The organism is Pseudomonas botevensis (genome assembly GCF_019145475.1).
Lineage (GTDB): Bacteria > Pseudomonadota > Gammaproteobacteria > Pseudomonadales > Pseudomonadaceae > Aquipseudomonas > Aquipseudomonas botevensis.
The window spans coordinates 76,940-94,226 of sequence record NZ_JAHTKI010000022.1 but is presented as its reverse complement, the minus strand read 5'-3'; the positions used below and the strand labels follow the sequence as shown (position 1 = coordinate 94,226).

17 protein-coding genes are annotated in these 17,287 nt (G+C 60.1%); 11 read left to right on the top strand and 6 right to left on the bottom strand.

What is annotated here, in order from left to right; all coding sequences use genetic code 11:
- Window positions 1–193: 193 nt before the first annotated feature.
- Both KVQ74_RS23515 and bfr read left to right on the top strand, forming a co-directional pair.
- Window positions 194–412 (top strand): bacterioferritin-associated ferredoxin, encoded by a 219-nt coding sequence (locus KVQ74_RS23515; protein WP_093226494.1) that lies wholly within the window; start codon window positions 194–196, stop codon window positions 410–412.
- Window positions 413–612: 200 nt separating this feature from the next.
- A complete protein-coding gene (gene bfr / locus KVQ74_RS23510; RefSeq protein ID WP_217833766.1) occupies window positions 613–1,086 on the top strand; it encodes a bacterioferritin in 474 nt (157 codons plus the stop codon).
- Window positions 1,087–1,219: 133 nt separating this feature from the next.
- Here bfr and grxD read toward each other — a convergent pair whose 3' ends face one another.
- The 3 genes from grxD to KVQ74_RS23495 form a co-directional block, all read right to left on the bottom strand.
- Window positions 1,220–1,561, bottom strand: coding sequence for a Grx4 family monothiol glutaredoxin (gene grxD / locus KVQ74_RS23505; protein ID WP_217833765.1), 342 nt, complete (start codon window positions 1,559–1,561; stop codon window positions 1,220–1,222).
- A gap of 97 nt (window positions 1,562–1,658) precedes the next feature.
- Window positions 1,659–3,764, bottom strand: coding sequence for a molybdopterin oxidoreductase family protein (locus tag KVQ74_RS23500; protein ID WP_217833764.1), 2,106 nt, complete (start codon window positions 3,762–3,764; stop codon window positions 1,659–1,661).
- Window positions 3,765–3,898: 134 nt separating this feature from the next.
- Window positions 3,899–4,192, bottom strand: a complete 294-nt coding sequence (locus KVQ74_RS23495; protein WP_217833763.1) for a hypothetical protein — start codon at window positions 4,190–4,192, stop codon at window positions 3,899–3,901.
- Window positions 4,193–4,595: 403 nt separating this feature from the next.
- On the opposite strand from KVQ74_RS23495, the gene argF reads away from it, so the two are divergent.
- Together argF and KVQ74_RS23485 are read left to right on the top strand one after the other, a co-directional pair.
- Window positions 4,596–5,516 carry an ornithine carbamoyltransferase gene (argF, locus tag KVQ74_RS23490; protein WP_045123046.1) on the top strand — a complete coding sequence of 307 codons (921 nt, stop codon included), beginning with the start codon at window positions 4,596–4,598 and terminating at the stop codon, window positions 5,514–5,516.
- On the top strand, window positions 5,513–6,622 hold the full coding sequence (locus KVQ74_RS23485; RefSeq protein WP_217833762.1) for an ABC transporter ATP-binding protein: 1,110 nt from the start codon (window positions 5,513–5,515) through the stop codon (window positions 6,620–6,622). The genes argF and KVQ74_RS23485 overlap by 4 nt, the downstream gene beginning before the upstream one ends.
- A 49-nt stretch (window positions 6,623–6,671) precedes the next feature.
- On the opposite strand, the gene KVQ74_RS23480 is transcribed toward KVQ74_RS23485, so the two are convergent.
- Entirely contained in the window at window positions 6,672–7,454 is a 783-nt protein-coding gene (locus tag KVQ74_RS23480) for a PhzF family phenazine biosynthesis protein (protein ID WP_217833761.1), read from the bottom strand.
- Between the two features lie 98 nt (window positions 7,455–7,552).
- Complete coding sequence (ybaK, locus tag KVQ74_RS23475) at window positions 7,553–8,023, bottom strand: Cys-tRNA(Pro) deacylase (RefSeq protein ID WP_217833760.1); 471 nt, start codon at window positions 8,021–8,023, stop codon at window positions 7,553–7,555.
- 362 nt (window positions 8,024–8,385) lie between these two features.
- Here ybaK and KVQ74_RS23470 point away from each other — a divergent pair, with 362 nt between their 5' ends.
- The 4 genes from KVQ74_RS23470 to glpD all read left to right on the top strand — a co-directional run bounded on the left by KVQ74_RS23470 (window position 8,386) and on the right by glpD (window position 13,510).
- Window positions 8,386–9,237 (top strand): MIP/aquaporin family protein, encoded by an 852-nt coding sequence (locus KVQ74_RS23470; RefSeq protein ID WP_217833759.1) that lies wholly within the window; start codon window positions 8,386–8,388, stop codon window positions 9,235–9,237.
- 78 nt (window positions 9,238–9,315) lie between these two features.
- Window positions 9,316–10,818 (top strand): glycerol kinase GlpK, encoded by a 1,503-nt coding sequence (gene glpK / locus KVQ74_RS23465; RefSeq protein ID WP_217833758.1) that lies wholly within the window; start codon window positions 9,316–9,318, stop codon window positions 10,816–10,818.
- Between the two features lie 95 nt (window positions 10,819–10,913).
- Complete coding sequence (locus tag KVQ74_RS23460) at window positions 10,914–11,669, top strand: DeoR/GlpR family transcriptional regulator (RefSeq protein ID WP_007953179.1); 756 nt, start codon at window positions 10,914–10,916, stop codon at window positions 11,667–11,669.
- Window positions 11,670–11,971: 302 nt separating this feature from the next.
- Complete coding sequence (gene glpD / locus KVQ74_RS23455; RefSeq protein ID WP_217833757.1) at window positions 11,972–13,510, top strand: glycerol-3-phosphate dehydrogenase; 1,539 nt, start codon at window positions 11,972–11,974, stop codon at window positions 13,508–13,510.
- A gap of 56 nt (window positions 13,511–13,566) precedes the next feature.
- On the opposite strand, the gene KVQ74_RS23450 is transcribed toward glpD, so the two are convergent.
- Window positions 13,567–14,454: a LysR family transcriptional regulator gene (locus tag KVQ74_RS23450; RefSeq protein ID WP_217833802.1), complete on the bottom strand. Its 888-nt coding sequence runs from the start codon at window positions 14,452–14,454 to the stop codon at window positions 13,567–13,569.
- 106 nt (window positions 14,455–14,560) lie between these two features.
- On the opposite strand from KVQ74_RS23450, the gene KVQ74_RS23445 reads away from it, so the two are divergent.
- The 3 genes from KVQ74_RS23445 to KVQ74_RS23435 are packed head-to-tail and all read left to right on the top strand — an operon-like array spanning window position 14,561 to window position 17,254.
- Window positions 14,561–15,928, top strand: a complete 1,368-nt coding sequence (locus KVQ74_RS23445) for an MFS transporter (protein WP_217833756.1) — start codon at window positions 14,561–14,563, stop codon at window positions 15,926–15,928.
- Window positions 15,909–16,325 carry a DUF4440 domain-containing protein gene (locus KVQ74_RS23440; protein WP_217833755.1) on the top strand — a complete coding sequence of 139 codons (417 nt, stop codon included), beginning with the start codon at window positions 15,909–15,911 and terminating at the stop codon, window positions 16,323–16,325. Before KVQ74_RS23445 ends, KVQ74_RS23440 begins: the two co-directional genes overlap by 20 nt.
- The gene (locus tag KVQ74_RS23435) at window positions 16,322–17,254 is read left to right on the top strand and encodes a PDR/VanB family oxidoreductase (protein WP_217833754.1); all 933 of its coding nucleotides are present in this window, start codon (window positions 16,322–16,324) and stop codon (window positions 17,252–17,254) included. The genes KVQ74_RS23440 and KVQ74_RS23435 overlap by 4 nt, the downstream gene beginning before the upstream one ends.
- The last annotated feature ends 33 nt before the right edge of the window (window positions 17,255–17,287 follow it).

Below are 17,287 nucleotides of genomic sequence, written 5' to 3'. Positions count from 1 at the left end.
CCTGTCCTCAAAGGTTTTTTACCCCAACAGGATCGTGACCCTGCATTTACGGGGCCGGGCAAATCGCCATTAATCACCGTTCGTCAGTCACCGGTCACTCATTCAAAAAGGGCCGGGAAAGCACTTTGACAATCATTCTCGTTAACATTAAGATCCATCGCAATTGAGCCACAACCAGCGACGGTTCTTCCTTATGTATGTTTGCCTCTGCACTGGCGTCACCGACGGACAAATCCGCGATGCGATCTATGAAGGTTGCTGCAGCTACAAAGAAGTCCGTCAGGCCACCGGCGTAGCCAGCCAATGCGGCAAATGTGCCTGCCTGGCGAAGGAAGTGGTTCGCGAAACCCTGACCAAGCTGCAAACCGCCCAGGCCGCGATCCCTTACCCGGCAGAATTTACTGCCGCGTAACTAGCCCCCATTTCAAAGAACCGGACTTATGTCCGGTTTTTTTATGCCTTTAAATCAATCGGTTAGCGTCTAGACGCAGAACACAAACATTCTTATTCCGATTAATTTTCATATATTATTCAATAACTTAGGTTTGACACTTATAAATACGAAGCTCAAACTCTGCCTTATATACGGCTACTTAGGGCAGGACTCCCATCATGAAAGGCGACGTTACAGTCATCCAGCATCTCAACAAGATCCTTGCCAATGAGCTGGTCGCGATCAATCAGTACTTCCTGCATGCGCGCATGTATGAAGACTGGGGCCTGAACAAGCTGGGCAAGCACGAGTACCACGAGTCCATCGACGAGATGAAACACGCGGACAAGCTGATCAAGCGCATCCTATTCCTCGAGGGCCTGCCGAACGTGCAGGATCTGGGCAAGCTGCACATCGGCGAGCACACCAAGGAAATGCTGGAGTGCGACCTGCGTATCGAGAAGACCGGCCACGCTGACCTGAAAGCCGCGATCGCGCATTGCGAATCCGTTGGCGACTTCGGTAGCCGTGAACTGCTCGAAGACATTCTCGAATCCGAAGAAGAACATATCGACTGGCTGGAAACCCAACTGGGCCTGATCGATAAAGTCGGTCTTGAGAACTATCTGCAATCGCAGATGGGCGAAGAGTAAGTTCGCGCTCCAGGACTCCAGACACTAAAAAGCCCCGCCCTCTTGTGAGAGGCGGGGCTTTTTATTGCCCGGATTTCAGCATTTCAGCGAAATCCAGTGCGGGAACGGGCTTGCCCGCTCCGCACTTTTGGCATCAGGCGTCGGTCTTGGCCGCAGCAGCCTTGGCGGATGCTTCCTTGACCAGGGTCTGCAGCTCACCGTTGGCAAACATTTCAGCCATGATGTCGCTGCCGCCGACCAGTTCACCGCCGACCCACAGTTGCGGGAAAGTCGGCCAGTTGGCGTACTTCGGCAGGTTGGCGCGGATTTCCGGGTTCTGCAGGATGTCGACGTAGGCGAACTTCTCGCCACAGCCCATCACGGCCTGCGCAGCTTTCGCGGAGAAGCCACACTGCGGGGCATTCGGCGAACCTTTCATGTAAAGCAGAATGGTGTTGTTGGCAATCTGCTCTTTAATCGTTTCGATGATATCCATGGAGCACCTCGGCTGAACTTTCCGACTCATGGGTCGGCACGGTGGCGCATTGTAACGGAATCCCGAGCGCCCTGCTCGGTCTCCCCGACGGACTTGTTCAAGCCGCCGCCACCGTGACCGGCACGCCATTCAACGCCGCGTTGCCCGACAGCTCATCGAGCTGACAATCGTCAGTCAGATCGTTGGCACTGGAGCCGGGCTGGCCACTGGCAATCGCCATCTGCACCCCGGGCCGCGCGTGGCCCCAACCGTGCGGCAGACTGACCACGCCTTTCATCATGTCCGCACTGCCCAGCACTTCCACTTCAATCTGCCCGACCCGCGAACTGACGCGCACCAACTGACCATCGCTGAGCCCGCGACTGGCAAGGTCATCCGGGTGCATCAGCAGCTGATGGCGCGGCTTGCCCTTCACCAGCCGATGATAGTTGTGCATCCACGAATTGTTGCTGCGCACATGCCGGCGACCAATCATCAGCAGCTCATCGGCGGCCGGCGCCTGCAACGCAGCAAAGCGCGCCAGGTCAGCAAGAATCGCGGCGGGAGCCGCCTGCACCCGTTGATTGTCGGTCTTCAGGCGTGGTGCGAGATTAGGCTTGAGCGCGCCCAGATCGATCCCGTGGGGATGATCGAACAGTGTCGCCAGCGACAACTTCTGCTCGGACGCATCGCCATAGCGGCCCATGCGCAGCCCCATGTCGATCATTTTGGCCGGCGGCAGGGTCGGTTTCAGCTCCTTGCCGGTTTTTTCGGCAAAGGCCTTGGCCAGGCCGACAAAAATCTCCCAGTCATGCAGCGCGCCTTGCGGCTTGGCAAGAATCGCGCGGTTGAAACGGGTGACATTACGCACCGCGAACAGATTGAACGTGGTGTCGTAGTGATCGTTTTCCAAAGCCGAGGTGGACGGCAGGATCAGGTCGGCATAACGGGTGGTTTCATTGATGTACAGATCGATGCTGACCATGAACTCCAGACCGTCCAGCGCCTGCTCCAACTGGCGGCCATTGGGTGTGGACAGCACCGGATTGCCGGCGACGGTGATCAGCGCGCGAATCTGCCCTTCGCCTTCGGTGAGCATCTCTTCAGCCAGCGCCGAAACCGGCAGTTCGCCGCCGTATTCAGGGCGCCCGGAGACACGGCTTTGCCATTTGTTGAAATGGCCGCCGGAAGTGGTCGCCACCAGATCCACCGCAGGCTCGGTACACAGCGCACCGCCGACGCGGTCGAGGTTGCCGGTCACCAGGTTGATCAATTGCACCACCCAATGACACAAGGTGCCGAAAGCCTGGGTCGAAACCCCCATACGTCCGTAACACACGGCGCTCGGCGCAGCGGCGAAGTCCCGGGCCAGCTGGCGGATCTGCTCGGCGGGCACCGCACACAACGGGCTCATGGCCTCGGCGGTGAAGTTCGCCACCGCTGCGCGCACCTCGTCCAGGCCATCCACCGGCAGGTGGCTGTCACGGGTCAGGCCTTCGCTGAACAACGTGTTGAGCACCCCGAACAACAACGCGGCGTCGCCACCGGGGCGCACGAACAGATGCTGGTCAGCCATCGCCGCCGTCTCGCTGCGTCGTGGATCGACCACCACCACTTTGCCGCCCCGGGCCTGAATCGCCTTCAGGCGCTTCTCGACATCCGGCACGGTCATGATGCTGCCGTTGGACGCCAGCGGATTGCCGCCGAGAATCAGCATGAAGTCGGTGTGGTCGATGTCCGGGATCGGCAGCAGCAAGCCGTGGCCGTACATCAAGTGACTGGTCAGGTGATGGGGCAACTGATCGACCGATGTCGCCGAGTAGCGATTGCGGGTTTTCAACAGGCCGAGAAAGTAGTTGCTGTGGGTCATCAGCCCGTAGTTATGCACGCTCGGGTTGCCCTGATACACGGCGACCGCGTTCTGCCCATGCCGCTCCTGAATCGCCGCCAGCCGCTCGGCCACCAGGGCAAACGCTTCGTCCCACTCGATGGGCAACCATTCGCCGCCGACCCGGCGCATCGGCTGGCGCAGGCGATCCGGATCGTTCTGGATGTCTTGCAGGGCCACGGCCTTGGGGCAAATGTGCCCGCGACTGAAACTGTCTTGGGCATCGCCCTTGATCGAGGTGATCGCAACAGCGCCGTCGGTGTCGGTGGTTTCGATGGTCAAGCCGCAGATGGCTTCACACAGGTGGCAGGCACGGTGGTGGAGAGTCTTGGTCATGGCCAGTCTCTGTCTTGTTCTGGGCAGGCAATGACGCCTGCGGGAACAAAACTATGGCCCGAGTCCGGGTAGCGCGCCAGCCACGTTCGTCTTGTGAATCGGCGTTCATCAGGCACGCCGATAACCCGCCGCGATCAGTTCGGCGGCAGCAGTGGCGGGGGTGCCTGCAACTGGATTTCCTGGATGGTTTCGACCTGCTCATGGGCGATATCGACACCGGTGAGCTCGCCGATCAGTCGCCAGTGCTCGTCGAGCCCGGCGCTGATGGTCGCCATGCGATCGATCATCTGGCGGCTCGCGGCCTTGACCACGTCGTCGTTGCTGCGCAACAGCTCGAACGACATCGAGGTGACCGAGGCGGTGAGATGGGTCAGTGAGCGTGCCGTGTGGCCCAGCAGTTCCATGAGTAGTTTTTCTTTCGATTCCATGCGGAGGCTTCCTGCGTCGCTCGTGCGTTAGTTATAACCCAGCACTTTGCATTAGCAAATGTTTCAGCCGGGACATCCGACCAAGCGGGTTCACGTCCGGGTGGTCGCAAACCGACGCGCCCTGCTCCATCCCCGTCGCCACGGATTGCCAAGCCCCGCGACAGCGGTGTACAAATGGTTCGCGACTGCCGCAAAACCGGCTTCAAAGGCGGGTTTGCAATCTTCAGTCACCCCTCCGGATACCGCAAGAACCGTAGCCTATTGGAAAAACGCGACATTTAGTGTCAATATCGCGCCTCCCCCTATTTCGTCGCCCCGTGCGGCTTACGCCGCAGGTCTCGCCCGTTGTTCCGAAAAACAAGGCTTTGAGCATCTGCGGTTTGTAGCAAAAAGGTAGTCAATGATGAGCGCAAGGCACTTTCTCTCCCTGATGGATTGCACGCCCGAAGAGCTGGTCAGCGTGATCCGTCGAGGCGTTGAGCTCAAGGACCTGCGTAACCGCGGCGTACTGTTCGAGCCTCTGAAAAACCGCGTCCTGGGGATGATCTTCGAGAAATCCTCGACCCGTACCCGGATTTCTTTCGAGGCGGGCATGATCCAGCTCGGTGGCCAGGCGATCTTCCTTTCGCCGCGCGACACCCAACTGGGCCGTGGCGAACCGATCGGCGACTGCGCTATCGTCATGTCGAGCATGCTCGATGCAGTGATGATCCGTACCTTTGCCCACAGCACCCTCACCGAATTTGCCGCCAACTCCCGCGTGCCGGTCATCAACGGCCTGTCCGACGATCTGCACCCGTGCCAGTTGCTGGCCGACATGCAGACATTCCTTGAGCATCGCGGCTCGATCCAGGGCAAGACCGTGGCCTGGATCGGCGACGGCAACAACATGTGCAACAGCTATATAGAAGCGGCGATCCAGTTCGACTTCCAGTTGCGCGTCGCCTGTCCGGAAGGCTACGAGCCAAACCCTGAGTTCGTCGCCAAGGCCGGCGATCGCGTGACCATCGTCCGCGATCCGCAGGACGCCGTGCGCGGCGCGCATCTGGTGAGCACCGATGTCTGGACCTCCATGGGCCAGGAAGAGGAAACCGCCAAGCGTCTCAAGCTGTTCGCCCCGTTCCAGGTCAACCGCGCCCTGCTCGACCTGGCCGCCGAGGACGTGCTGTTCATGCACTGCCTGCCCGCCCACCGTGGCGAAGAAATCAGCCTCGACCTGCTCGATGACCCGCGCTCCGTCGCCTGGGATCAGGCAGAAAACCGTCTCCACGCACAAAAGGCCCTGCTCGAATTTCTCGTCGAGCCGGCGTATCACCACGCATGAGTCACGAATTACTGCTTAACCTGCGCAACCTCGCTTGCGGCTATCAGGATCAACGTGTGGTGCAGAACCTCAATCTGCACCTCAACGCCGGAGACATTGGCTGCCTGCTCGGTTCCTCCGGTTGCGGCAAGACCACCACCCTGCGCGCCATCGCCGGTTTCGAACCGGTGCATGAAGGGGAAATCCAGCTCGGCGGTGAAACCATCTCCAGCGCCGGCTTCACCCTGGCGCCGGAAAAACGCCGGATCGGCATGGTGTTCCAGGACTACGCACTGTTCCCGCACCTGAGCGTCGCGGACAACATCGCCTTCGGCATTCGCAAGCATCCGGACAAGGATCGCGTCACCGAAGAGCTGCTGGAACTGGTCAACCTGAAAAACCTCGGCAAGCGCTTCCCCCACGAGTTGTCCGGTGGCCAGCAGCAACGTGTCGCCCTCGCCCGCGCCCTGGCGCCGGAGCCGCAATTGCTGTTGCTCGACGAACCTTTCTCCAACCTCGATGGCGAACTGCGGCGCAAGCTCAGCCATGAAGTGCGCGACATCCTCAAGGCCCGTGGCACCAGTGCGATTCTGGTGACCCACGACCAGGAAGAAGCCTTCGCCGTCAGCGATCACGTTGGCGTGTTCAAGGAGGGTCGGCTGGAGCAGTGGGATACGCCGTACAACCTCTATCACGAACCGGCGACGCCTTTTGTCGCCAGTTTCATTGGTCAGGGTTATTTCATTCGCGGCCAGCTCGGCAGCCCGGAATCGGTGCAGACCGAGCTCGGCGAACTGCGTGGCAACCGTGCCTACACCTGGCCCATCGGTGGCGCGGTGGATGTGCTGCTGCGTCCGGACGACATCGTCTACGCGCCGGACAGCGCACTCAAGGCGCGGATCGTCGGCAAGACGTTCCTCGGCGCATCGACCCTGTATCGCCTGCAACTGCCGACCGGTGCACAGCTGGAATCGATCTTCCCGAGCCATGCCGATCATCAGGTCGGGGCAGATGTAGGCATTCGTGTTGCGGCGGAACATCTGGTGCTGTTCCAGGCATCCGGCAGCACGGCGGCGCAGATCCCGGCGGTGGAGAATGGCGTGCGCCGCTACAGCGCAGCCCTTTGACACAGATACAACCTGTAGGAGCGGGCCCGCTCCCACAGGTTTGTTTGCCTCAAGCCAGATTCAGCGTGCCGCTCGCCACGAGCGTCGCGTTACCGCCGATCTTCACCCGATCACCCTCCAGCCGACAGAACAACTCTCCGCCCCGCGCCGAACGCTGGCAGGCGGTCAGAGTGGTTTTATCCAGGCGCTTCGACCAGTAAGGGATCAGGCTGCAATGGGTCGAGCCGGTGACCGGGTCTTCATTGATGCCAATTGCCGGAGCGAAATAGCGTGAGACGAAATCATGCTGATTTCCGCGCGCGGTGACGATGGCGCCCAGCCACGGCAATTTTGCCAGCGCAACCATGTCCGGCTGGCAATCGAGCACGGCCTGCTCCGACTCCAGCACCACGAACAGTTCGTTGGAGCTGAGAACGTCCACCGCCTGAACGTTCAACGCCCGCTCGATTTCCACGGTGACGCCTTTTTCCACCGCTTCGATGGCCGGGAAGTCCAGCCACAACAGATTGCCCTCACGAGTGACGCTCAACGGCCCGGACTTGCAGGTGAAGTCCAGACGCTCAGCGGTTTCCTTGTAGACCTCGAACAACACATAGGCGCTGGCCAGCGTCGCGTGACCGCACAACGGCACTTCGGTGGTCGGGGTGAACCAGCGGATATGCCAGACCTGCCCTTCGCGCACCAGAAACGCGGTTTCCGCCAGATTGTGCTCGGCGGCGATTTTCTGCATCAGCTCATCCGCCAGCCAGGCGTCGAGCCGATAAACCATTGCCGGATTACCACTGAACGGCCGATCGCTGAAAGCATCGACCTGATGAAATTCGAGCTGCATAAACATCTCCCTGTGTCAGTCGACAGAGCATGCAGCGCCGACCGGCTCAGCGCCAGTGACAGTGCCGGGCAATTTTCTTCATACAGATCAGGTGGATCTCAGACCCGGCCGATGTCGGCGAACTTCGCCTGGGTATGTTCGGCCAGCACCCCGGGCGCCAGCTCTACCTCCAGCCCCCGGCGACCGGCGCTGACATAAATGGTCGCAAAGGGTTGCGCGGAATTGTCGATGAAGGTGCGCAGACGCTTCTTCTGCCCCAACGGGCTGATGCCGCCCAGCAGATAACCGGTAGAACGCTGAGCGGCGGCCGGGTCGGCCATTTCCACTTTTTTCACCCCGGCGGCGTGGGCCAGCCCCTTGAGGTCGAGCGTTCCGACGACCGGCACCACCGCCACCAGCAACTCGCCTTTTTCACTGGCCGCCAGCAGGGTCTTGAACACCTGCGACGGATCCAGTCCGAGCTTCTCCGCCGCCTCCAGCCCATACGACGCGGCCTTCGGGTCATGTTCGTAACTGTGCACGCGATGTTCGGCACGAACTTTTTTCAACAAGTCCAACGCAGGGGTCATGGCAGCTCCAGGCTCGGCAATGGCGGAAAAATCCTGCGCCGGATTCTAGGTCATCGCCGAGCAAAAGGCTCTACTGCGCGCCACGTTTCCCGTGGCCTGCAGGCAAAAAGCGCGGCACGGGCACCGATGGCCGGCACGATCATTCACATGACTGATAGTTTAATTGTGACCAATGGTTCACTTTCGACCTTTGACAGCTTTGTTTCTTGTCTATATTTTTTCGAATCTGAATAATGCAAGAATCATCGTCACCGCAACACCCAGCAGCAGACCGGGAGCAGGATGGGGATCCTGCCCCGGGGGAAATCGCGCCTTGCCCTCTCGGCAAATGCGCCAGACAAGAAAAAAAACCGAGGTTTTCAATGACAACTGCGTTACAGCAACCATCGCTCTCGAGCCAGTGCCTGGCCGAGTTTCTGGGTACTGCACTCCTGATCTTTTTCGGTACTGGCTGCGTCGCCGCGCTCAAGGTCGCGGGGGCCAGTTTCGGTCTGTGGGAAATCAGCATCATCTGGGGTGTCGGCGTGAGCATGGCGATCTACCTCACCGCCGGGGTTTCCGGCGCGCACCTGAACCCTGCCGTCAGCATCGCCCTGAGCATTTTCGCCGACTTCGAAAAGCGCAAACTGCCGTTCTACATCCTCGCCCAGGTGGCCGGCGCCTTCTGCGGCGCGCTGCTGGTCTACACGCTGTACAGCAATCTGTTCTTCGATTTCGAACAGACTCACCACATGATTCGCGGCACCCAAGCCAGCCTCGAACTGGCGTCGGTGTTCTCCACCTTCCCGAACCCTGCGCTGTCGACCGAGCAAGCGTTTCTGGTTGAGGTGATCATCACCGCGATCCTGATGGGCGTGATCATGTCCCTGACCGATGACAACAACGGCCTGCCGAAAGGCCCGCTGGCACCGCTGCTGATCGGCCTGCTGATCGCGGTGATCGGCAGCTCGATGGGTCCGCTGACCGGTTTCGCGATGAACCCGGCCCGGGACTTCGGCCCGAAACTGATGACTTTCTTCGCCGGCTGGGGTGAAATTTCCCTCACTGGCGCACGGGACATTCCCTACTTCCTGATTCCGATTTTTGCACCGATTGTCGGTGCCTGCCTCGGCGCTGCCGGGTATCGCGGGCTGATTGCCCGTCACCTGACCGGCGCCACACCTGCTACAAAGGATGCAGAACCGGCCATTGACGGCAAACCAAGAACCTCTTGAAACAGTCGGCGCAGGCTCCTGCCCTTATCGAGCCTGCGCCACGGCCCACTCTCCCTTTTTTCGTCCAAGGCAATCGACATGACCGACACTCAGAACAAGAACTACATCATTGCCCTCGATCAGGGTACGACCAGTTCCCGCGCGATCATTTTCGACCGCGACGCGAACGTGGTCTGCACCGCACAACGCGAATTCGCCCAGCATTACCCACAGGCCGGTTGGGTCGAACATGACCCGATGGAAATCTTCGCCACCCAGAGCGCGGTGATGGTCGAAGCCCTGGCCCAGGCTGGCCTGCATCACGATCAGGTCGCCGCCATCGGCATCACCAACCAGCGTGAAACCACCGTGGTCTGGGACAAGACCACCGGCCGCCCGGTGTACAACGCCATCGTCTGGCAGTGCCGCCGCAGCACCGAGATCTGCCAGCAACTCAAGCGTGATGGCCACGAGCAATACATCAGCGACACCACCGGCCTGGTCACCGACCCGTACTTCTCCGGCACCAAACTGAAGTGGATCCTGGACAACGTCGAAGGCAGCCGCGAGCGTGCGCGCAACGGCGAATTGCTGTTCGGCACCGTGGATAGCTGGCTGATCTGGAAATTCACCGGCGGCAAGGTTCACGTTACCGACTACACCAACGCCTCGCGCACCATGCTCTTCAACATCCACACGCTGGAGTGGGACGCGAAGATGCTGGAGCTGCTGGACATCCCGCGCGAGATGCTCCCGGAAGTCAAAGCCTCCTCGGAAATCTACGGCCGTACCAAGAGCGGCATCGCCATCGGCGGTATCGCCGGCGACCAGCAGGCAGCGCTGTTCGGCCAGATGTGCGTCGAGCCGGGTCAGGCAAAAAACACCTACGGCACCGGTTGCTTCCTGCTGATGAACACCGGCGACAAAGCGGTGAAATCCCGACACGGCATGCTCACCACCATCGCGTGCGGCCCGCGCGGCGAAGTGGCCTACGCCCTGGAAGGCGCAGTGTTCAACGGCGGCTCCACCGTGCAGTGGCTGCGTGATGAACTGAAGATCATCAACGACGCCCACGACACCGAATACTTCGCCAACAAGGTCAAGGACAGCAACGGCGTGTACCTGGTGCCGGCCTTCACCGGCCTGGGCGCTCCGTACTGGGACCCGTACGCCCGTGGCGCGCTGTTCGGCCTGACGCGTGGCGTGCGCGTGGATCACATCATTCGCGCCGCGCTGGAGTCGATCGCCTACCAGACCCGCGACGTGCTCGACGCCATGCAGCAGGATTCCGGCGAACGCCTCAAGGCGCTGCGCGTGGACGGCGGCGCGGTGGCGAACAACTTCCTCATGCAGTTCCAGGCCGACATCCTCGGCACTCAGGTGGAGCGTCCGAAAATGCGCGAAACCACCGCCCTCGGCGCCGCCTACCTGGCCGGCCTGGCGTGCGGTTTCTGGGGCAGCCTGGAAGAACTGCGCGACAAGGCCGTGATCGAGCGCGAGTTCGAACCAGGCCTGGAAGAAGTCGAGAAGGAGAAGCTCTACAAAGGCTGGAAAAAAGCCGTCAGCCGTACCCGTGACTGGGCGCGTGAAGACGCTGAATAAGCCAGACTGAAGACAGACTAAGGTCGGAAACTGGTCGGGAGGTGATTCCTGCGGCATCATGGGCAAATTTTGCACGGCAGCCCAAAGGAAGCCCCATGAATCTGCCTCCCCGTCAGCAGCAAATCCTCGAGCTGGTCCGCGAACGCGGCTACGTCAGCATCGAGGAAATGGCCACGCTGTTCGTTGTCACCCCGCAGACCATCCGCCGCGATATCAATCAGCTTGCGGAAGCCAATCTGCTACGCCGCTACCATGGCGGCGCGGCTTACGATTCCAGCGTCGAAAACACTGCCTATGCGATGCGCGCCGATCAGATGCGCGATGAAAAGCAACGCATCGGCGAAGCCATCGCCGCACAGATTCCCGATCACGCCTCGCTGTTCATCAACATCGGCACCACCACCGAATCCATCGCCCGCGCCCTGCTCAATCACAGCCATCTGAAAATCATCACCAACAACCTGCACGTCGCCTCGATGCTCAGCGCCAAGGATGATTTCGATGTGCTGCTGACCGGCGGCAACGTGCGCCGCGACGGTGGCGTGGTGGGTCAGGCCAGCGTGGATTTCATCAATCAGTTCAAGGTCGACTTTGCCCTGGTCGGCATCAGCGGCATTGACGAGGACGGTAGCCTGCTCGACTTCGATTATCAGGAAGTGCGGGTGTCCCAGGCGATCATCGCCAACGCGCGTCAGGTAATCCTGGCGGCGGACTCCAGCAAGTTCGGCCGTAACGCAATGATTCGCCTGGGGCCGATCAGCCTGATCGATTGCCTGGTGACCGATCAGCAACCGGTGCCGGCACTGGCGCAATTGCTGAGCCAGCACAAGATTCGCCTCGAAGTCGTCTGACCTCCCTGCGGCGTCTGCGATGACGCCTTCGCGGGCAAGCCCGCTCCCACAGTCATTGAGCTTTGTAAGCGCCATCAGACCCTGTGGGAGCAGACCTACCCGCGAAAGCGTCCGCACAATCTCCCCACCTCTCGCGCTCTTACGCGCATTTCATGTTCGATAATTTTCCTTTAACCGTCTTTCGATGAGTTTTTTCAATCGAAGCCGACTGGCTGCGCGCGTCTTTATCGGCTACCATTTTCGCAAATGAACATTCATGTTCGATTTCCAAACAGAAAATCAAAAGAGCCCGAGGCCAGCCGATGCCCACTTCTACCTTGCCTACGCCCCCTCTCTCCGAGGTCTACGATATCGCCGTGATCGGCGGCGGGATCAATGGCGTGGGGATCGCAGCGGATGCCGCCGGTCGCGGTCTTTCGGTGTTCCTTTGCGAAAAGGATGACCTCGCCAGCCACACCTCGTCGGCCAGCAGCAAGCTGATCCACGGTGGCCTGCGTTATCTCGAACATTACGAATTCCGTCTGGTGCGCGAAGCCCTGGCCGAACGCGAAGTGCTGCTGGCCAAGGCGCCGCACATCGTCAAGCCCATGCGCTTCGTGCTGCCGCACCGCCCGCACCTGCGTCCGGCCTGGATGATTCGTGCCGGCCTGTTCCTGTATGACCACCTCGGCAAGCGCGAAAAACTCGCAGGCTCACGCAGCCTGAAGTTCGGCGCCGACAGCGCACTGAAAAGCGAAATCAGCAAAGGCTTCGAATACTCCGACTGCTGGGTCGATGACGCCCGCCTCGTGGTACTCAACGCCATGGCCGCCCGCGAAAAAGGCGCGCACATCCACACCCAGACCCGTTGCGTCAGCGCCCGTCGCACCAAGGGCCTGTGGCACCTGCATCTGGAACGCGCCGACGGCAGCCTGTTTTCGATCCGCGCCAAGGCGCTGGTGAATGCCGCCGGCCCGTGGGTCGCCAAGTTCATCCGTGACGACCTGAAGATGGAGTCGCCGTACGGCATCCGCCTGATCCAGGGCAGCCACATCATCGTGCCGAAGCTGTATGAAGGCGATCACGCGCACATCCTGCAAAACGAAGATCAGCGCATCGTTTTCACCATTCCGTACCTGAACAACCTGACGCTGATCGGCACCACCGATCGCGAGTACACCGGCGATCCGGCGAAAGTCGCAATCACCGACGGCGAAACCGATTACCTGCTCAAAGTGGTCAACGCCCACTTCAAGAAGCAGATCAGCCGCGACGACATCCTGCACACCTACTCGGGCGTACGTCCGCTGTGCAACGACGAGTCCGACAACCCGTCCGCCGTGACCCGCGACTACACCCTGGCGCTGTCCGGCAGCACCGAAGAGGCGCCGCTGCTGTCGGTGTTCGGCGGCAAGCTGACCACCTACCGCAAACTCGCCGAATCGGCGATGGCGCAACTGATGCCGTTCTTCACCCAGATGCGCCCGAGCTGGACCGCCACCGCCACCCTGCCCGGCGGCGAAGACATGACCACGCCGCAGGCCCTGTGCGCGCAGATCCGCGACAAGTTCGACTGGGTGCCGACCGAAATCGCCCGCCGCTGGGCCACCACCTACGGCAGCCGCACCTGGCGCATGCTCGAAGGCGTGGACAGCCTCGCCGACATGGGCGAACACATCGGCGGCGGCCTCTACGCCCGTGAAGTCGATTACCTGTGCGCCGAAGAGTGGGCCACCACGGCACACGACATTCTGTGGCGCCGCAGCAAACTGGGGCTGTTCACCACCCCGGCCGAGCAGGAAAAACTGGCGGCGTACCTGAGCAAGGTCGAGCAGAAGCGCAGCAAGATCGAAGCGGCCTGATCTTCAGGCTGCGTTAACGAAAGCCCCTGAATCTCACTATTCAGGGGCTTTTTACGTTACTGCGCCAGATGCAGCAGGAGAAAATCAATGAACGCCCGCGACTTGTGCGGCAGATGCGCGGTATTGGGGAACACCACGTTGATCGACTGAGAAGGCAACGAGTACGCCGGCAACAGGCGAACCAAGCGGCCGCTGGCAATATCGTCCTCGACCACCCAGCCCGGCAGCACCGACACACCGAGCGACGACAACGTCATCGAGCGAATCGCGGTGGAAGAGTTGGATTCGAAATGACTGGTGCCACTGACCTCCACCGACTGTCCCTGATCGTCGCGCAATACCCACTGCGTCGGCGCCTGCAGATTGCTGTTGGCGATCCACGCTACGCCATTCAGGTCCTGCGGTTGCGCCAAAGGGTAGCGTTCGATAAACGCGGGGCTCGCCACCAGCACAATTTGATAATCCGCCAACTTGCGGCTCTTGAAAGCCGAGTCCGCCAGATTGCCCAGACGCACCACCAGATCCAGTTTTTCCGCCACCAGATCATTCAATGAAGAATTGAAGTTATAGCACAAGCGTATTTCCGGATAACGTTCGCTGAACAAAGGTATCAGCGGAAGAATAAACTTCTCGCCGTATTCAATGGTTGAACTAATCCGTAACTTTCCAGAAACCCGATTATTACCCTTCAGCACATTATCAAAGGCATTATCGATATCCGCGACAATCCCCTTGAACTCTTCATAAAACTCCTGACCTATTTCAGTCAGCGATATATTTCGGGTATTGCGGATCAGCAGCGTCGCCGAAAGAACTTCCTCCAGCGCCTTGACATGCAGGCTGGCCATGGCTTTGCTGATACTCAGGTAGTTTGCAGCTTTGGTATAGGAGCCAAAATCGACCACGGCGAGGAAAGTCTGAACCCGGTTTAGATGAGAATGCATGGCGGTAGAGTTCACTGTTCAATCCTTTCAAACATTGTTTTAAGCATAGTCGTATCGACACTCCAAGTCCATCGCCCCTATGCTTTGCAACAAAGAGGAAAGAACAATGAATTATCGCTACAAGATCGCGCTGATCTTTCTGATCGGCTTTTTTATTGATTGCATAAACATATTCATGTCTGCCGTGGCATTACCGAGCATATCGGCAACGTTACAAGTAAGCAGTTCATCGGTGGCCTGGGTGGCCAATGCCTACATCCTCGGTCTGACGCTGATTATTCCGGTCAGCACCTGGCTGGCCGGACGTTTCGGCAGTCGCGAGATTCTCACCGTTTCGATGCTGGTATTTACCGCTGCCGTCTGGATGTGCGGGCTGGCCGACAGTTTTCATGAACTGGTGATCTGGCGTTTCGTGCAGGGCATCGGCGGCGGCTTGCTGATTCCAGTGGGACAGGCATTGACCTTCAATCTGTTCCAGGGCGAACAGCGGGCCAAAATCTCCACGCTGGTGATGGCCGTGGCCCTGATCGCCCCGGCGATTTCGCCAACCGTCGGCGGCATCATCGTCGACAGCAGCTCGTGGCGCTGGGTGTTTTACAGCAACATTCCGTTTTCGCTGATCGCCGCCGGTTTATCGTGGTTCTGGATCCGCGAAACCCGACCGACCAGCCTGCAACGTCCGGACATCCTCGGACTGCTGCTGGTCAGCGCTGCACTGGGCAGCCTGCTGATGGGCATGTCTTTGTACGGAGGTGACTACCCCGTCGTCGAAGCGATCGCCTGTGTCACGGCGGGCCTGATGTTTGTAGCGCTGTACCTGCTGCACTACCGCCGCGCCAGCGACGCGATCATCGACCTGAGCCTGCTCAAAAGCAAAAAGCTCAGCACCTCGATCTTCATTTATTACGCGATTCCCGGCGTGTTCACCGGGGTCAACCTGATGAGCATTTTCTTCCTGCAGAACACCCTGCACTTCAGCGCCCGCCTGACCGGCATGTTCATGATCCTCTACGCCACTGGCGCCTTCATCGCGATGCTCACCTGCGGTCGGGTCTACAACAAGGTCGGAGCCCGACGCCTGTTCACCCTCGGCATGCTGCTGCACAGCGCCGGGATCGCCACGCTGATGCTGGTGAATGCACCGACCGATATCTGGGTGATCGTGATCGCCTACAGCCTGATGGGCATTGGCGGCGGGATCGGGGCCAATACCGCTCAAACCACCTCGCTGATGGACTTCAAAGGCAGCGAAACCCATAAGGCCAGCGTGATCTGGAACATCAATCGGCAGATGTCGTTCAGCGTCGGCGCGGCCCTGTTCCTGATGATCTACAACCTCCTGCTCAAACAGTTCGACTCGACCCCGGCCTATCACGCCACCTTCGCGATTGCCGCGCTGGTCGGGTTGTTTCCGCTGTTTCACATGAGCCAACTGAACCCTCCAAAGGAATGCCATGAACAACAACCCGGTTGAACAAGCACGCCACAGCATTCACCACGTGCATGAACTGATCCATCGTGTTTTCACCAATGCCGACGGTGCCGGCGAAGCCGCCATTGCCCCCCTGATGGATGTCTTCGCCGAAGACTTCAGCATGGTCACCACCGCCGCGGTCGTGGTCGACCGAGCGCAGGTCGAGCAATTGTTCAAAGGGGCGGTCGGTGTCCGTCCGGGTCTCACGATCGCCATCAGCGACCTGCATACGATCTGGCATGAAGGCCCGACCGTGGCCCTGCGTTACAAGGAAACCCATCGACAGGACGGGCGCGAGACTTCGCGCGTTTCCATCGCGCTCCTGCGCGTGCATCACCACAGCACCCGCTGGCTGTACCTGCATGAAACACCGCTTGCCCAGGAAAATCCGGCATGAACTACACCGTTACCCGTTGCCGGATGCTCTCGGCATCGATCAAGGAAATCACCCTCAGCGGCGCGCCCGTTTCAACCGGATCGGCCCATGCCGGTGCGCACTTCAAATGGTTGATACCGTCCTGCGGCGACTGGCGTCACTACTCCACCGTGGAACTGGGCAACAGTGCCGAAGGCCATTTCACCTTCGCCATCCGCCTCTGCGACGAATCCCCCAGCAGCCCGTACATACGGTCGCTGGAGGTCGGCGATCAGGTGCAGCTCGAAGGCCCGTTCAATACCTTCAACTACCCGCTCGACGCACGGACCGGACGCGACATCGCAATCGCCGGCGGCATCGGCATCACGCCGCTGACAGGCATCCTCCGGCACCTGGCGGCGCTGGATCGTTCAGCGCAGTTGCACTACTTCGCCCGTAGCGCCGAAGACGCCGCTTACGCCGAAGACCTGAGCACACTGCTGCAAGAACGCATGCACTTGCACCTGTCCGGCCAGCGCCCGGCGATCAGCCAGATACTCGCTGATCTCAGCCCCGAAGACCGCCTCTACGTCTGCGGCCCGGCGGCGATGCTTAACGACATCCTGAGCCACGCCGAGTCCGCCGGGCTGGCTCGCGAACAGGTACATCTGGAGGTGTTCAACGTTGCCAGAGAGGAAGGTGCCCAGGGGTTCACGGTTGAGGCGGTGGATTCCGGCGTGACCCTCGAGGTCGGACCCGGCCAGACCCTGCTCGAAGCCCTGGAAGACGCCGGTCTCGATCCGGTCTATGACTGCCGTCGCGGCGAGTGCGGCGTCTGCGCGCTGGATGTGCTGGAAGGCGATGTCGAGCACCGGGACTTCATCATGAGCGAACAGGAAGCTGCCTGCAGCGCACGAATCTATCCCTGCGTTTCCCGGGCGAAAAGCCCACGCCTGAAACTGGCGATCTGAAGAGGACTCCCCCGTTGGACAACTATTTCAATG

Bases quoted from the DNA above. Each gene is read 5' to 3' on its own strand.
- grxD (WP_217833765.1), bottom strand. From the start codon at position 1,561: ATGGATATCATCGAAACGATTAAAGAGCAGATTGCCAACAACACCATT.
- KVQ74_RS23485 (WP_217833762.1), top strand. From the start codon at position 5,513: ATGAGTCACGAATTACTGCTTAACCTGCGCAACCTCGCTTGCGGCTAT.
- KVQ74_RS23480 (WP_217833761.1), bottom strand. From the start codon at position 7,454: ATGCAGCTCGAATTTCATCAGGTCGATGCTTTCAGCGATCGGCCGTTC.
- KVQ74_RS23470 (WP_217833759.1), top strand. From the start codon at position 8,386: ATGACAACTGCGTTACAGCAACCATCGCTCTCGAGCCAGTGCCTGGCC.
- KVQ74_RS23500 (WP_217833764.1), bottom strand. From the start codon at position 3,764: ATGACCAAGACTCTCCACCACCGTGCCTGCCACCTGTGTGAAGCCATC.
- KVQ74_RS23435 (WP_217833754.1), top strand. From the start codon at position 16,322: ATGAACTACACCGTTACCCGTTGCCGGATGCTCTCGGCATCGATCAAG.
- KVQ74_RS23450 (WP_217833802.1), bottom strand. From the start codon at position 14,454: ATGCATTCTCATCTAAACCGGGTTCAGACTTTCCTCGCCGTGGTCGAT.
- glpD (WP_217833757.1), top strand. From the start codon at position 11,972: ATGCCCACTTCTACCTTGCCTACGCCCCCTCTCTCCGAGGTCTACGAT.
- ybaK (WP_217833760.1), bottom strand. From the start codon at position 8,023: ATGACCCCTGCGTTGGACTTGTTGAAAAAAGTTCGTGCCGAACATCGC.
- glpK (WP_217833758.1), top strand. From the start codon at position 9,316: ATGACCGACACTCAGAACAAGAACTACATCATTGCCCTCGATCAGGGT.
- KVQ74_RS23460 (WP_007953179.1), top strand. From the start codon at position 10,914: ATGAATCTGCCTCCCCGTCAGCAGCAAATCCTCGAGCTGGTCCGCGAA.
- KVQ74_RS23440 (WP_217833755.1), top strand. From the start codon at position 15,909: ATGAACAACAACCCGGTTGAACAAGCACGCCACAGCATTCACCACGTG.
- argF (WP_045123046.1), top strand. From the start codon at position 4,596: ATGAGCGCAAGGCACTTTCTCTCCCTGATGGATTGCACGCCCGAAGAG.
- KVQ74_RS23515 (WP_093226494.1), top strand. From the start codon at position 194: ATGTATGTTTGCCTCTGCACTGGCGTCACCGACGGACAAATCCGCGAT.
- bfr (WP_217833766.1), top strand. From the start codon at position 613: ATGAAAGGCGACGTTACAGTCATCCAGCATCTCAACAAGATCCTTGCC.
- KVQ74_RS23445 (WP_217833756.1), top strand. From the start codon at position 14,561: ATGAATTATCGCTACAAGATCGCGCTGATCTTTCTGATCGGCTTTTTT.
- KVQ74_RS23495 (WP_217833763.1), bottom strand. From the start codon at position 4,192: ATGGAATCGAAAGAAAAACTACTCATGGAACTGCTGGGCCACACGGCA.